The sequence below is a fragment of the Rothia sp. HMSC065B04 genome, assembly GCF_001812285.1.
GTDB classification, from domain to species: domain Bacteria; phylum Actinomycetota; class Actinomycetes; order Actinomycetales; family Micrococcaceae; genus Rothia; species Rothia mucilaginosa.
Window position 1 is genome coordinate 249,997 of the sequence record NZ_KV808406.1, and the last position, 14,030, is coordinate 264,026.

Below are 14,030 nucleotides of genomic sequence, written 5' to 3' on the forward strand. Positions count from 1 at the left end.
CTCTCCAGGTGAGAAGCGTTAGCCTCCGAGCCGCCCGCAGGCACATACTGGAACCATGAGCCAGTCAGCTGAACACGCCAATATCCCGGTCCGCCCCGTCTTCAACACCCTGCCCAGCTACGCGGCAGGCAAGCCGCCCGCACCCGTTGAAGGCCTCACCCAGTACAAGCTCTCCTCCAACGAGAACCCGCTGGGCCCCGTACCCGAGGTTGCGCGCGTCCTCGCAGAATTTGCGACCGCGCACCGCTACCCCGACCCGCTCTCCACCGCCCTGCGCCAGAAGCTCTCCGCACGACTGGGCGTGGATGCTGACGACATCGTCACCGGTGCCGGTAGCCTCGGTGCGCTCAACCAGATCCTCAAAACTTTCGCGGGCGTTAACGCCGACGGCGTGCAGGACGAAGTCATCTACGCCTGGCGTTCCTTCGAGGCGTACCCGATCCTTGTCGGCATCATGGGTGCTCGCAGCGTGCAGGTGCCGAACCTGCTCGACGGCTCACACGACCTGGACGCCATGGCGGCAGCTATCACCGACCGCACCCGCCTGATTCTGGTCTGCACCCCCAACAACCCGACCGGTCCCGCCGTCACCGAGAGTCAGATTCGTGCGTTCCTGGCGAAGGTGCCCGCCCACATTCCCGTGGTGATTGATGAGGCGTACTTTGAGTTCTGCGCCGCCTCCACCGTTCCGGAGGGTGAAGAAGCCCCGCTGAACGGCATGGACATCTACCGCGACTACGAGAACGTCATCATTCTGCGCACCTTCTCCAAGGCACAGGGCCTGGCGGGTCTGCGCGTGGGCTACTCAATTTCGCACCCGCAGATTACGCAGCACCTGCGCGTGGCGGCAACCCCGTTCGCCGTGACGGCGCTGGCTGAGGCGGCGGCTATCGCCTCCATCGAGCATGAGGATGCGGTGATGGAGCGTGTGAGACACCTGGTCGCTGAGCGTGAGCGCGTGACCGCTCGACTGCGCGAGCTGGGCTACGATTTCCCGAGCACTTACGCGAACTTCGTGTGGCTGCCTCTGGGGGAGCGCACGGGTGAGTTTGTGCAGCTGATGTCTGAGCATGCGCTGTCGGTGCGTGCGTTCGGTACCGAGGGTGTTCGCGTGAGCATTGGTGAGGTGGAGGCGAATGACCGTTTCCTCTCGCTCTGTGAGGTCTTCGCGAAGGGGCTCTAGAGCGTCTTGTGAAGGGGTGGGGGTACCAGCTCGACCCTAATTGAACAATGTACTATTTTCCCTTGTCGAGGTTTGTTTGGGCTTTTCAAATGGTTCTCGCGCGGAAAAAATGATGACCCGAAAAAGCTCTCAATAGTTAAATTAAACCTCCCATATATTCTCAAAAAAGAATATATGGGAGGTTTAATTTAATGATGTTCAAATAGTGAATGACAGGGCATAATACACTGCGTTATCAGCGTAACTGCCGCGAGATAAAGCCGAAAAGAGTAGACTGGTAACTATATATGCCCAGACCCTCACAGGCTTGCCGGAACACCTCAAACCCTGCACCATCAGGTGAAAGTTGAGACTAAAACCCAAGCCGCTGAGGGCAAGCCCTCGTCACGTGTGGAGGTTAGATGCACGAGAACGACAAGTACCCCGGAGTGCCCGAACGCATCCAGCTCATGGATGAAAACGGCACCGTACACGAACACCCCACCTACAGCCGGTACATCGAAGACGTCAACGCAGACACCCTGCGCGAGGCATACCGCCTCATGTACACCACCCGCCGATTCGACGACGAGGCAACCGCCCTGCAGCGCCAGGGCCAGCTCGCCCTCTGGGTGCCCAGCCGAGGCCAGGAAGCTGCACAGGTCGGCTCCGCACTCGCCTACGCACCCAACGACTACATCTTCCCCTCCTACCGCGAGCACGCCGTCGCCCTGACGCGTGGCGTGGACTTCCGCGACCTGATCACCATCTTCCGCGGCTCCACCACCCACGGCTGGGACATGAAGGCACACAACTTCCATACCTACACCAAGGTGCTTGCTGCCCAGACCCTGCACGCCGTCGGCTACGCCATGGGTCTGAACTTCGACGCCGACATCGAGGCTGAAACCGGCATCCGCCGCACCGGTCAGGGCCAGGCAACCGACCCCGCCGAGGACACCCAGAAGCCCGCCGTGGCGGTCTACTTCGGTGACGGCTCCTCCACCGAGGGTGACGCGCACGAGTCTATGGTTTTTGCCGCCTCCTATAACGCGCCGGTGCTCTTCTTCGTGCAGAACAACCGCTGGGCTATCTCCGTGCCCTTCGAGGTGCAGTCCCGCGTGCCGGTGTCCACCCGCGCCGCAGGCTACGGCTTCGAGGGTATTCGCGTGGACGGCAACGACGTTCTCGCCGTGCTGGCTGCAACCCGCTACGCCATGGAAAAGATTCGCGCCGGCGAAGGCCCGGTGCTGATTGAGGCTGAGACCTACCGCCTCGGCCCGCACACCACCGCGGATGACCCCACCAAGTACCGCACCGATGCCGACCTGGAAGGTCCCCTGCGCCGCGACCCAATGATTCGCCTTGAGAAGTACCTGCGCGAGCAGGGCTACGCCGATGATGCCTTCTTCGAAGAGGTTGCAGAATCTGCGCAGCAGGTCGCGAACGGCGTGCGTGAGGCAGTGCTGAACTCTGAGGTTGCCGACTTTGAGTATTTCTTCGACCGCGTCTACGTGCAGGAACACCAGCAGGTGGAAGACGACCGCGAGTTCTATCGTAACTACGTTGCAGGCTTTGAAGAGGAGTAAGCATGAGCGAGAAAATTGAACGTTTGACCCTCGCCAAGGCGATTACCCGCGGCCTAGAAGATGCCTTGGAAGCCGACCGCACCGTCGTCATGCTCGGTGAGGATATCGGCAAGCTCGGCGGCGTGTACCGTGTGACCGAGGGCCTGCAGGCGCGCTTCGGCAACCGCCGGGTCATGGATGCGCCCCTGGGTGAGTCCGGCATTATCGGCACCTCCATCGGTATGGCGCTGCGCGGCTACCGCCCCGTGCCGGAGATCCAGTTCGACGGCTTCGTGTTCCCCGCATACAACCAGATCACGAGCCAGCTGGCGAAGATTCACAACCGCACCGATAAGCAGTACACGGTGCCGGTGACTATCCGCATTCCGTACGGTGGCGTGATTGGTTCGGTGGAGCACCACTCCGAGTCCCCGGAGGCGCTGTTCGCCCACACTGCGGGTCTGCGCATTGTGACCCCCTCGACCCCGCACGAGGCGTACTGGATGACCCGCAAGGCGATTGAGTGCCCCGACCCGGTCATTATTTTTGAGCCTAAGCGCCGCTACTGGCTCAAGGGTGAAGTGGACTTTAGCGACACCTCCTTTGATCCGTTTAGCGCCCAGGTGGTGCGTGAAGGTACGGACGCGACGATTGTTGCGTACGGTCCGCTGGTGCCGGTTGCTCTGGCTGCTGCGGAGGCTGCCGTGGAGGATGGCCGCTCGATTGAGGTCATTGACCTGCGCTCGATTTCGCCGCTGGATGTGCCGACCGTTGCTGCTTCGGTGGCGAAGACTGGCCGCCTGATTGTCGCGCACGAGGCGCCGACCTTTGGTGGTATGGGTGGTGAGTTGGCTGCGGCGATTACGGAGCGTTGCTTCTACAGCCTGCAGGCGCCGGTGATTCGTGTGGGCGGCTACTACATGCCGTACCCGATTTCCCGCGTTGAGGAAGAGTACGTGCCCGATATTGACCGTATTCTTGAGGCGGTTGACCGCGCTTTTGACTACTAGGCATTCCCTGATCTGACGTATCAGTGTGTTGCGCTATGGCGGGTTGCAAGCCCGCACAGAATATTCCGTATAGGGTATATGCCCTAGTGAGAGGTAAAAATGTCCCAGATTTTCCCGCTCCCTGACGTGGGTGAAGGCCTGACCGAAGCAGAAATCCTCAGCTGGAAGGTTGCCGTCGGCACCGAGGTCGCCATCAACGACGTCCTCGTTGAAATTGAAACCGCGAAGAGCGTCGTAGAACTTCCCTCGCCCTTCGCTGGCACCGTCGAGGCGCTGCTCGTTGCCGAAGGCGAAACCGTTGAGGTGGGCACCCCAATCATCAGTATCTCCGGCGGCGACAACGCACCCGCAACCCCGGCGGCACCCGCCGCAGCGGAGACTGAATCCGGCACCGCACTGGTCGGTTCCGGCCCCAAGGCGGACGCTGTGAAGCGCCGCGCCCGCAAGCGCCCCGCCTCCGTATCCCAGCCCGCACAGGCTACTGCGGCACCGGTCGCACCGGCTGTTCAGGCACCCGTGGCGCACACCCCCGCCGACCCGGTGAATCGCAACCAGGGCCTGCTGAGCGAGCTGGCTGAGCGCGCCTCCCGCTTTGTGGAGAACACCCCGCTGAACTCGGTGGTGCAGCGTCTGGCACCCGAGCCCGTAGCGGCTCCCGCGCCGACTTTGGCTCCCGAGCAGGTTCCGCACCGCCCGACCCTCGCGCCGCCTCCGGTGCGTCTTGCCGCAAAGGAGCTGGGTGTTGACCTGGCGAATGTGACCGCTACCGGTGCGCGCGGCCAGGTGACTAAGCAGGACCTCATGAACTATGTGGCGCACCTGAGCGACGTGCAGCATAGCGGCGCCCGCCAGCCGTTCTGGCAGCCCGCAGCCACCCCCGATGACCGCATTGAGCGCATCCCGGTGCGTGGCGTGCGTAAGGCTACCGCGAAGGCGATGGTTTCTTCGGCGTTTAGCGCCCCGCACGTGTCGATTTTCGTGGACGTTGATGCCTCCCGCACCATGGAGTTCGTGAAGCGCCTGAAGAAGTCCCGCCACTTTGAGGGCGTGAAAGTCACCCCGCTGCTGGTGCTTGCCGCCGCGGTCATTTGGGCTGCTGAGCGTAACCCGCAGGTCAATGCGACCTGGACCGATAGCGAGATCCAGATTAAGCACTTCATGAACCTGGGTATTGCTGCGGCGACCCCGCGCGGCCTGATGGTTCCGAACATTAAGGACGCTCAGGAGCTGTCCCTGCGTGAGCTGGCTATTGCGCTGAACAACCTGACCACTCGCGCCCGTGAGGGTAAGACTCAGCCCGCTGAGATGGCGAACGGTACTCTGACCATTACGAACATCGGTTCGCTGGGTATTGATACGGGTACCCCGATTATTAACCCCGGTGAGGTGGCGATTGTTGCCTTCGGTACGATCAAGCAGAAGCCGTGGGTGGTTGATGGTGAGGTTATTCCTCGCTGGGTGACGACCCTGGGTGGTTCCTTCGATCACCGTGTGGTGGATGGGGACCTGTCGGCTCGTTTCATGGCTGATGTGGCTGCGATTCTTGAGGAGCCTGCACTGCTGCTGGACCACTAGGCGGCACATTTGGGCTAGTCAGCACCGTATTGCTGGGTAGCTGAGGCCGTTTAGGATACAGATATTTAGATACAGAAAACCTCCGGTACCTTACACAAGGTACCGGAGGTTTTCTGTATTCTCTAACGCCGAGGTGCGCGCTTAGAAACCTAAGTTAGGCGTCCTCGCGTGCCACCTGGTCGCTCGGATACTTGTCCACACGGCGGTGGTACAGGCGTCCGCACAGGCCGCCGAGGATAGCTCCGAGGAAGCTCAACGCCAGAACCAGCAGAACCGCGAGCAGGCCGTTCGCGAAATCGCCCGCAATCAGCTTCTGCAGGGACAGGGACGCGACACCGTTCTGGAACAGCTGAGGCGCGAGGAAGGTCGCCAGGGACCCGATGATGAGCGCCATAATCTGCCAGAGCCACACGGCAATGCCCTGCTTCGCGCCGGCGAATCGTGCCATGCGTCCCGCCGCGTAACCGCCCACCAGGTAGGCGAAGAAGATGAGCACGCTCAACGCCACCGCGACCGGCACGGCGTTCGACGCGCCGCTGAAGAGTCGGGAGACCACTGAAGAGTACTCGATGGACTCGCTCTGACCGGTCAGGGTCAGCCACGACTGGATAGCCCACAGGCCACCGTCCATGAGGGAGATGGTAATCAGCCAGCCGAGCAGGCCGGGCAGCAGGTGCATGCGGGAGTAGCGGCTCTTCTGCATGGACAGCGCGGTTGCGGCGGTGAGGATGGGTTCCGAGCCAGCGGCATCACCTGCGGGGGCGGGGATGACGAAGTGGTCATCTGCCGAGGGGGTAGCCTGCGGGGCGTTCGATGCCGCATGGGCGTTGCCGGGTGCGGGCACCTCGTAGCTTGCAGCGGCGGCAGGTGGGGTAGCGGGGGCAGGGGTTGCGCCGCCGCGTACGTTGTCCGTGCTGGGGGCCGCAGGCTTGTCGAGCCAGCTGAGGTTATCGGTAGCGGGTTCGCCCAAGTCAGCACCGGATTCCGCGCCCTGCGAGGTAACGCTGGGGGAGAGGAGCGGCTGGGTTGCGGTAGCCGCCTCGGTGAGGGGGCGGGTCGCATCCTGCGAGGACTGTGCGGAGGACTGCGCCGAAGAGGCCGACTCATGCGCCTTTTCGTGGGCGCGGCGTGCGGCGTTCAGGTCCTCGTCGGTCAGAACCACGGTGGGGTCGTCGGAGGAGAATGCCGCCTCCCACAGGTCACTTTCGGTGGGAGTGGACGCCGCGGCGGTCGGGCGCTGCTGCGGGGTGTTGTTCTGTGCGTTCATTAAATCCTTTGGATTCTAGTCCTGGGTGCTGATTTAGCGGTTGCGGTCAGCGTAGAAGGCGCGTGCTTCTTCCAGGGCTTCTGCGGAGTAGGTGTGCGGGTATGCCGGGCGTTCGTTCTCGTCCAGGGTACGGATGACGCGGCCGGGGTTGCCGACCACGAGGGAGTTAGCCGGGACGTCCTTGGTGACGACGGTGCCCGCGCCAATCACGGAGTTCTTGCCGATGGTCACACCGCCCAGGATAATAGCGCCGCCACCGATCCAGACGTTGTCTTCAACGGTGATGGGCTCGCCACCTTCCCAGTATGCGGCGCGGTCGACCGGGTTGAGCGGATGGGTGGGGGTGAGGAACTGCACGTTGTTGCCGACGAGCACGGTGGAGCCGATGCGGATCGGGCAGACGTCCAGGAAGACGCAGCCAAAGTTGAAGAAGGAGCCGTCACCAATATAGGTGTTCACGCCGTAGTCGAAGCGTGCGCCGGGGCGGATGTGCGAGTGCTCGCCCAGGTGGCCGAGGTGTTCACGGTAGACGTGCATTGCCTGTGCCTGCTCGCCGCGTGCGTAGTGTTCTTCGGCGAGGACGGTTGCAGCGTGGATGCGCTTAGTCTGCGCGGCGCATTCGGCGTCGGGCATGTAGGCGGCGCCGGAGACCATGCGGTTGAAGATGTCGCCGTTGGGGCGCTGCGGGGTGTGCATTAGTGGGCTCCTCCCAGAAGGTAAGCAAGTGCGATGATGGCCATTCCGAACAGGATGACGACTCCTCCGGCGATAGCGAATCGTTTGGAAATTTCGCGGAGGAGCTTCTTGAACTGCTCGTCAGTGATGTCTTGCTGTCGTTTACTCATGCTTTAAGTATCCCAGAGTTGCGGGGTTCTGCCTTAGTGTTTCGGTGTTTATTGCGGTATCTGGGGCGGGTGTACCGTGTGATTTTCAGCGTGGAAAGAAACGGTGCTGAGTTGAAGCGTGAGGGTGTGGGAAGGCACAATCAATGCATGACTGAGGCTCAGAAGAACACGAACCTGCAGGATGCGGCGGCACCTGCATCGCCCGCTGGCGTATCGGCTGGTGCGCATCCGTTGGCGCATCGCCCCTGGTTGAAGAATTATTCTTCGTGGACTGCCCGCGATATTGAGCTGCCCGAAACCTCGCTGAGCCACCTCATTGACGAGGCGGTCCGCACCGTACCCCACAAGGTGGCGCTGGAGTTCTTCGGCGCGACCACGACCTACGCCGAGTTGGGGGATCAGATTGAGCGTGCTGCGGAGGGTCTGCGTGTGGCTGGTGTGCAGGCGGGTGACCGTGTGGCGCTGATCTTGCCGAACTGCCCTCAGCATATTGCGGCGTTTTACGCGATTCTGCGCCTGGGCGCGATTGTGGTGGAGCATAACCCTCTGTACACGGGCGCGGAGTTGCGCCACATGTTTGAGGATCACGGCGCGAAGGTCGCGATTGTGTGGGATAAGATCGCCTCGCATATTACGGGTCTTCCGGCGGATATCCGCCCGAACCATATTTATTCGGTGAACATGATTTCGGCGATGCCCGCGCTGATGCGTACCGCGCTGAAGCTGCCGTTGAAGAGCGCGCGTGCTTCGCGTGAGAAGCTGACCGGTCCTGCGCCGGGTACGGTGCCGTGGGCTCAGCTGGTGAAGAGCGAGCGTATTGACCCGTCGCATCGCCGCCCGACGGCGCACGATATTGCGCTGCTGCAGTACACCTCGGGTACGACCGGTCTGCCGAAGGGCGTGATGCTCACGCACCGCAACCTGGAGTCTAACGGCCGCATGGGTGAGGCATGGATCAACCCGGGCGATGACGAGGTGATTTACTCGGTTCTGCCGCTGTTCCACGCGTACGGTATGACCCTGGGCGTAACGATTGCGTCGCTGTGCCGTGCCCGCCTGGTGCTGTTCCCGACCGTGGACATGGACCTGATTTTGAAGGCGATGAAGAAGACCCGCCCGACCATTCTTCCTGCGGTTCCGCCGGTGTATCGCCGCCTGATGGATGAGGCGAAGAAGCGCGGCGTGTCCCTGGAGGGTATCCGTTACGCGGTTTCTGGTGCGATGAACCTGCCGCCTGAGCTGGTTGCCGAGTGGGAGGAAGCGTCCGGCGGTTTCATGGTGGAAGGCTACGGCCTGACCGAGTGCGCGCCGCTGGTGTCCTGCAACCCGCTCAATGACACTCGCCGTGCCGGTTTTATTGGTGTTCCGTTCCCCTCCACCGATATTCGTGTGGTGGACCCGGAGACCGGTGAGGACGTGCCCGAGGGCGAAGAGGGCGAGCTGTGGGTGAAGGGCCCTCAGCGTTTTGCTGGCTACTGGAAGCGTGAGGACGAGACGGCGAAGACCATCACTCCCGAGGGTTGGCTGCGTACCGGCGATATTGTGCGCTTGGATGAGGACTACTTCATTCAGATTGTCGACCGTATTAAGGAAGTTATTATTACCGGCGGTTTCAACGTCTCCCCGACGGAGGTTGAGGTCGCCCTCAAGCAGCACGACATGGTCGCGGATGCGGCGGTCGTCGGTATTCCGCTGCCCGCCGGTGGTGAGATGGTCGTTGCCGCTGTGGTTGCCGCCCCGGGCCGGGTGGTGCAGGAGCATACTCTGCGTGAGCACTGCTATTCGAAGGTGACCCGTTATAAGGTTCCGCGCCGCATCGTGGTGGTGGATGATCTGCCCCGTTCGATGCTGGGTAAGGTTCTGCGCCGTAAGGTGCGTGAGCAGCTGATTGCTTCGGGCGAGTTCGATCAGTAGTACTGGTTGCCAGTAGCACCGGTTGACTGCCCGCCCGCCCGTAATGGGTGGACACTATGGACGCCGGCTTGGGTTTTTGTACCCGAGCCGGCGTTATGTGTGCGCCTGAATACACCGTCAATGACGCTTTGTGACCTGGCAAATAATCACCGCATGACGAATTGTGACAAAATATGACGACCTTGACGTTCTGTGTCTCATGAATAGCTCTTAACTTCCACACCCGCCCTTGTGCGTGCTGTAATTGTCCCATCATCATTCCCATCGGATGTGCTAGTACCAACGTGAGCACCCGGCGGAACGCATCATCATTCAACAGAAAGATTCATAGCCGTGAAGAAGTTTGCTGCTGCTCTCGCAGTTGTCCCCATGGTCTTTGGCCTGGCAGCCTGCGGTTCCACCAACTCCTCCTCTTCCTCCTCTTCCGCATCCAAGAAGGTCACCATCGGTGTGGTTGGCTCTGAGAAGTTCAACAAGACCCTGAAGGAAGAAGCTAAGAAGCAGGGTATCGACATTGAGTTCAAGGAGTTCAGCGCTTACACCGAGCCGAACCCCGCACTGGACGCCGGTGACATCGACATGAACCGCTTCCAGCACATCGCGTACCTGTCCAACTACAACGTGAGCGCTAAGAAGGACCTGCAGATTGTCGGCCCGACCGTTATCTACCCGATGGCTCTGTTCTCCAAGAAGCACTCCAAGTTGGCTGACATCCCCCAGGGCGGCGAGATCGTTATCCCGAACGACACCGTGAACGAAGCACGCGCTCTGAAGCTGCTGAAGACCAACGGTCTGGTTACCTTCAAGAACGCTGATGTTGACGCACCCACCATCGACGACGTGGACACCGCTAACTCCAAGGTGAAGGTCACCCCCGTCGACGCAACCCAGACCGTGGTCGGCATGGAGTCCGCTGACGGCGCAGTCGTCAACAACGACTTCCTCAAGGATGCAGGCCTGAAGCCCGCAGACGCACTGGCTCAGGACGACCCCAAGACCGACCCCTCGGCAATCAAGTACGTGAACCTCTTCGTTGCTCAGAAGGACAAGGCTGACGACGAGACCTACAAGAAGATTGTTGAAATCTTCCACACCAAGCCCGTCATGGATGTTGTTCAGGAAGAAACCCGCGGCACCGCTGTTGAGGTCAACGTGAGCACCGACGAGCTGCGTCAGTCCCTGGCTAACGAAGAAGCCAAGCTGCGCGCCAAGAAGTAATCTTCTAAATAAACGCCTCCTCTAGGCATACGCAAAGGCGGTAAGTCTAAGCACCCGATGCGGGTCACGACAGGCTTACCGTCCTTTGCGTACCGGCGTTAATGCCCTTTAGCGCCCCAACCACGACATTTACGGATACATATTTATGAGTGAACTGGCACAGAGCTTCGGCGACAGCACCTCGCCCATGGTGGTTCTGGACGGAGTCTCCAAGGTCTTCGGCAATGGCCCCAAGGCGGTAGTTGCTGTCGACAACGTCTCCCTCACCATTAACCGCGGTGAAATCTTTGCAATTATCGGCTACTCCGGCGCCGGTAAGTCCACCCTGGTCCGCCTCATTAACGGCCTGGAAACCACCACCAGCGGCACCCTGACCGTCGGTGGCTTCGAGATTTCCGGTAAGCGCGACTCCGAACTGCGTGAAGCACGCACCAATATCGGCATGATCTTCCAGCAGTTCAACCTGATGAACTCCCGCACCGTGCTCGGTAACGTTGAGTTCCCGCTGAAGATTGCCGGCTGGTCTAAGAAGGACCGCCGTGCCCGCGCCCTGGAAATGCTCGAGTTCGTGGGTCTTGCCGACCGTGCAGGCCACTACCCGAACCAGCTTTCGGGCGGTCAGAAGCAGCGTGTGGGTATTGCTCGTGCGCTCGCGACCAGCCCCGCCCTGCTGCTGGCGGATGAGTCCACCAGCGCGCTGGACCCGGAAACCACTCATGAAGTTCTTGCGCTCCTTAAGCGTGTGAACCGTGAACTGGGTGTGACCGTCGTGGTGATTACCCACGAGATGGACGTGGTCTCCAGCATCGCTGACCGTGTGGCTGTCATGGAGTCTGGCCGCGTGGTGGAGCAGGGCAACGTCTACGACGTCTTCTCCAACCCGCAGACCGACGTGGCAAAGCTGTTTGTTGCGACCACCGTCAAGCTCGCCCCCACCGGCAAGGAAGCGGCTGAGTTGCGCGCAAACCACAAGGGTTACCTCATCAACGTTGAAATCGTGGAGGGTAACCAGGAGCTCGGTAAGGTGCTGTCCTACCTGGGTGCCCGTAACGTCCGCTTCAACATTGTGGGCGGCGGTATTGAGACCCTGCAGGGTAAGGCGTACGGTACCCTCACCCTGGAACTCCTTGGCGAAATCACCAGCATTGATGCCGCCGTTGCCGAACTGAAGACCGTTGCCCGCGTGCAGGAGGTGCGCTAAATGTTTGCTACTACTCTTCCGCTGGCTGCGTCTAAGACGGACTGGTCCGAGTTCCTGCCCGAGAAGCTGCTCCCGGCTATCGGCGATACGTTCTACATGGTGACTATCACCATGGTGTGCGCCGGGCTGGTTGGCCTGATTGTGGGTGCTCTGCTGTACACCACCCGTGAGGGCAACATCTTCCAGAACCGCTTTGTGTACACGGTCCTGAACATTCTGGTGAACGTGATTCGCCCGATTCCGTTCATTATTTTGATTGCGGCTTTGGGCCCGCTGACGAGCGCCGTGGTGGGTACCCGCCTGGGCGTGAATGCGGCGGTCTTCGCGATGAGCTTCGGTGCTGCATTCGCTATTGCCCGTATCGTGGAGCAGAACATGGTCTCCATTGACCCGGGCGTGATTGAGGCGGCGCGTGCGATGGGCGCTTCAAAGCTGACCATCTTGTTCACCGTGATGATTCCGGAGGCGCTTGGCCCGCTGATCCTCGGTTACACCTTCCTCGTCATTGGCGTGGTGGATATGTCCGCTATGGCCGGTTACGTGGGTGCTGGCGGTCTGGGTAAGATCGCGATTGTGGACGGCTACCAGCGCTTTAACGATGAGATCACCTGGGCTGTTGTGGCGATTATTATCGTCCTGGTTCAGCTGGTTCAGTTCCTCGGTAACTTCCTGGCCAAGAAGGTTATGCGCCGATAAGCTCGTGCCCCTTGTAGGCCTTGTAGGTACTGTAGGTACGGCTGATACAGCATAGAAGACCCCCGGTCTGCTCCTTGAGGAGCGGGCCGGGGGTCTTTTTTATGCTGCTACGAGGTGGAGGGCGGATGCCGCTTAGTTCTGCGCCGCCTCCAGGTACATATCCGGGGCAGGCTTACCGGTGGGAACGTCGTTGCTGCTGACCCAGGTGCGCACCAGCGAAAAAAGCATACGCACGTAGGAAAGAAGAAGAGAGGTGGGTGAAAGCAGCAGGGGAAGTGAAGACTGTTTACCGCTGTATCTGCGATAAGAACCTAGAAATGTTTAAGGCAGAGGAGCATCTGAAGCGCATTAAGACGACTTAGGATGCAAGTTTGCTGAGGAGAGAGAACGGGCTGGGAGCTTTAGCAGCTAAATACTATAGTTTGTAGTGGTGCAAATTATTATTGAATCGTTACTAAAATAATCTTGACTCCCATTTTGCTAATTGATATCATAAAAGTATTCCGGCTCACATTAAACTAGAGATATCATCAACAGCTATTGTCGGATGTCGGAGCCGGTATAGAAGGACGTGGAATCGCGTTCTACGCAGATTGGGGTATACCACCGCTGAAAGCAAAAATTGAATAAATATCTGAGGTGATTAAGTTGGTCGACACTAGATACATACCGGTACCTGAATTATGTTTCGCAGGTTATTCTTTCTATTATTTTACATCTTCGCATGATATAATGTTTTATAATGTTGCCAGTATTTTAATTCTTTGTGGATTTGTTGGGTACTCTGCATATCGTGCAAATAAGAACTACGTACAACCTGCGGCATCCTTCATAAAATCCGTATTTTTTATGTTGGCTGTGGTAATTTTACAAGTGTATTGGCTTGACCCTTTGGCTCAGGTTGTAGTTCTACTTATGAGTATCCTGTACGCTTTTGTTTTCTATAAGCAACAGCCGAAATAAGCATCCTTGGAGTTCTAAAACACCTAGCATCACGAGAACCTGCCAATGTTCAGGTTCTCGTGATGTTTTGTATTGGTACCGTTTAGTGAGACTTTGGAAAAGTAGCGCTCTGCGAAAGTGCTGATGAGGTCAAAGGGCTACAAGAGCGGGTGCTAGAGAGGCAGCTGATAAGCATAGAAGACCCCCGGTCTGCTCCTTGAGGAGCAGACCGGGGGTCTTTCTTGATACTGCCTATCAGGTGAGGCGGTGGCGCGGTGAGGCGTCTGCGGTACGTGCTTAGTTCTGCGCTGCCTCAGACTATTGAGCTGCCTCAGACTGCTGTGCCGCCTCAAGCTTGGCGATCCAGGTGCGTGCCGCCTCCCAGAGCTGCGGGTCATTGAACGAATCGAAGCGCCCAAAACCGGCCGGTGCCTTTGCCGGGTCGGTGCCTTCCGGAACGTAAATCATGACCTTCGTACCGGCGTCACGTGCCGCCTGCGCGCCCGCGGGGGAGTCCTCGAACGCCAGCGCCTCGTGACCTTCAAAGCCGAGGCGACGTGCCGCCTCCAGGTACATGTCCGGGGCGGGCTTACCGGCCGGAACGTCGTTGCTGCTGACCCAGGTGCGCACCA

The 14,030-nt window shown here is 59.7% G+C and carries 12 protein-coding genes; 8 read left to right on the plus strand and 4 right to left on the minus strand.

Annotated elements, in window-relative coordinates; translation table 11 throughout:
• Positions 1-55: 55 nt before the first annotated feature.
• From HMPREF2845_RS01135 to HMPREF2845_RS01150, 4 genes are all read left to right on the plus strand, one after another.
• Positions 56-1,183, plus strand: coding sequence for a histidinol-phosphate transaminase (locus HMPREF2845_RS01135; protein WP_070633674.1), 1,128 nt, complete (start codon positions 56-58; stop codon positions 1,181-1,183).
• Positions 1,184-1,584: 401 nt separating this feature from the next.
• Positions 1,585-2,751, plus strand: a complete 1,167-nt coding sequence (locus HMPREF2845_RS01140) for a thiamine pyrophosphate-dependent enzyme (RefSeq protein ID WP_070633675.1) — start codon at positions 1,585-1,587, stop codon at positions 2,749-2,751.
• 2 nt (positions 2,752-2,753) lie between these two features.
• Positions 2,754-3,740 carry an alpha-ketoacid dehydrogenase subunit beta gene (locus HMPREF2845_RS01145; protein WP_049338401.1) on the plus strand — a complete coding sequence of 329 codons (987 nt, stop codon included), beginning with the start codon at positions 2,754-2,756 and terminating at the stop codon, positions 3,738-3,740.
• Between the two features lie 99 nt (positions 3,741-3,839).
• Positions 3,840-5,315 (plus strand): dihydrolipoamide acetyltransferase family protein, encoded by a 1,476-nt coding sequence (locus tag HMPREF2845_RS01150; RefSeq protein ID WP_049338400.1) that lies wholly within the window; start codon positions 3,840-3,842, stop codon positions 5,313-5,315.
• A 154-nt stretch (positions 5,316-5,469) separates the two neighbouring features.
• Here the strand turns inward: HMPREF2845_RS01150 and HMPREF2845_RS01155 are convergent, their stop codons facing one another.
• From HMPREF2845_RS01155 to HMPREF2845_RS09290, 3 genes are read right to left on the minus strand one after another with little or no spacing between them, the layout of a single operon-like run.
• Positions 5,470-6,582, minus strand: a complete 1,113-nt coding sequence (locus HMPREF2845_RS01155; protein WP_070633676.1) for a hypothetical protein — start codon at positions 6,580-6,582, stop codon at positions 5,470-5,472.
• Between the two features lie 33 nt (positions 6,583-6,615).
• Positions 6,616-7,278, minus strand: a complete 663-nt coding sequence (locus tag HMPREF2845_RS01160) for a sugar O-acetyltransferase (RefSeq protein ID WP_049357338.1) — start codon at positions 7,276-7,278, stop codon at positions 6,616-6,618.
• Entirely contained in the window at positions 7,278-7,427 is a 150-nt protein-coding gene (locus tag HMPREF2845_RS09290; protein ID WP_005504480.1) for a hypothetical protein, read from the minus strand. The genes HMPREF2845_RS01160 and HMPREF2845_RS09290 overlap by 1 nt, the downstream gene beginning before the upstream one ends.
• Positions 7,428-7,574: 147 nt before the next feature.
• Here HMPREF2845_RS09290 and HMPREF2845_RS01165 point away from each other — a divergent pair, with 147 nt between their 5' ends.
• From HMPREF2845_RS01165 to HMPREF2845_RS01180, 4 genes are all read left to right on the plus strand, one after another.
• Positions 7,575-9,341, plus strand: a complete 1,767-nt coding sequence (locus tag HMPREF2845_RS01165) for a long-chain-fatty-acid--CoA ligase (protein WP_070633677.1) — start codon at positions 7,575-7,577, stop codon at positions 9,339-9,341.
• Between the two features lie 333 nt (positions 9,342-9,674).
• Entirely contained in the window at positions 9,675-10,559 is an 885-nt protein-coding gene (locus tag HMPREF2845_RS01170; RefSeq protein WP_005507550.1) for a MetQ/NlpA family ABC transporter substrate-binding protein, read from the plus strand.
• Between the two features lie 145 nt (positions 10,560-10,704).
• Positions 10,705-11,760 (plus strand): methionine ABC transporter ATP-binding protein, encoded by a 1,056-nt coding sequence (locus HMPREF2845_RS01175; protein ID WP_049353211.1) that lies wholly within the window; start codon positions 10,705-10,707, stop codon positions 11,758-11,760.
• Positions 11,761-12,456 carry a methionine ABC transporter permease gene (locus HMPREF2845_RS01180; RefSeq protein ID WP_070633678.1) on the plus strand — a complete coding sequence of 232 codons (696 nt, stop codon included), beginning with the start codon at positions 11,761-11,763 and terminating at the stop codon, positions 12,454-12,456.
• 1,260 nt (positions 12,457-13,716) lie between these two features.
• On the opposite strand, the gene HMPREF2845_RS01185 is transcribed toward HMPREF2845_RS01180, so the two are convergent.
• Positions 13,717-14,030: HAD family hydrolase (locus HMPREF2845_RS01185; protein WP_141752939.1), on the minus strand; the 314-nt coding region annotated here is incomplete at its 5' end.